Annotated in this window: 5 tRNA genes; all 5 read right to left on the bottom strand. The window is 51.3% G+C overall.

The window, feature by feature from the left end:
* Nucleotides 1-61: 61 nt before the first annotated feature.
* The 5 genes from QNI08_RS22405 to QNI08_RS22385 all read right to left on the bottom strand — a co-directional run bounded on the left by QNI08_RS22405 (nt 62) and on the right by QNI08_RS22385 (nt 500).
* Nucleotides 62-137: transfer RNA gene (locus QNI08_RS22405), tRNA-Ala, on the bottom strand.
* A gap of 11 nt (nt 138-148) precedes the next feature.
* A tRNA-Pro gene (locus tag QNI08_RS22400) sits at nt 149-225 on the bottom strand.
* An 8-nt stretch (nt 226-233) separates the two neighbouring features.
* Nucleotides 234-310 (bottom strand) — tRNA-Arg (locus QNI08_RS22395).
* A gap of 14 nt (nt 311-324) precedes the next feature.
* Nucleotides 325-413: transfer RNA gene (locus QNI08_RS22390), tRNA-Leu, on the bottom strand.
* 12 nt (nt 414-425) lie between these two features.
* Nucleotides 426-500 (bottom strand) — tRNA-Gly (locus QNI08_RS22385).
* Nucleotides 501-505 lie beyond the last annotated feature (5 nt).

Here is a 505-nt window from a genome sequence, read left to right as displayed (position 1 = left end):
AACCCTTACGAGAGTCAACTTTACAATCATAACAAGATCATCATAATTTGTCAAGTTTTTTTGGTGGAGCCTAGCGGGATCGAACCGCTGACCTCCTGCGTGCAAGGCAGGCGCTCTCCCAGCTGAGCTAAGGCCCCGAAAAAAATAATGGTCGGGAAGACAGGATTCGAACCTGCGACCCCTTGGTCCCAAACCAAGTGCTCTACCAAGCTGAGCTACTTCCCGATAAAATATGGTGCGCCCGGCGGGAGTCGAACCTACAACCTTCTGATTCGTAGTCAGATGCTCTATCCAATTGAGCTACGGGCGCATATTAAATTAAGCTGGTGCCGAGGACCGGAATCGAACCGGTACGGTAGTCACCTACCGCAGGATTTTAAGTCCTGTGCGTCTGCCAGTTCCGCCACCCCGGCATAAATAAATAGTGGAGCGGAAGACGGGATTCGAACCCGCGACCCCAACCTTGGCAAGGTTGTATTCTACCACTGAACTACTTCCGCTAAAC

The sequence above is a fragment of the Peribacillus folii genome (genome assembly GCF_030271255.1).
Classification (GTDB): domain Bacteria; phylum Bacillota; class Bacilli; order Bacillales; family DSM-1321; genus Peribacillus.
This window is presented reverse-complemented; position numbering and strand designations above follow the sequence as displayed.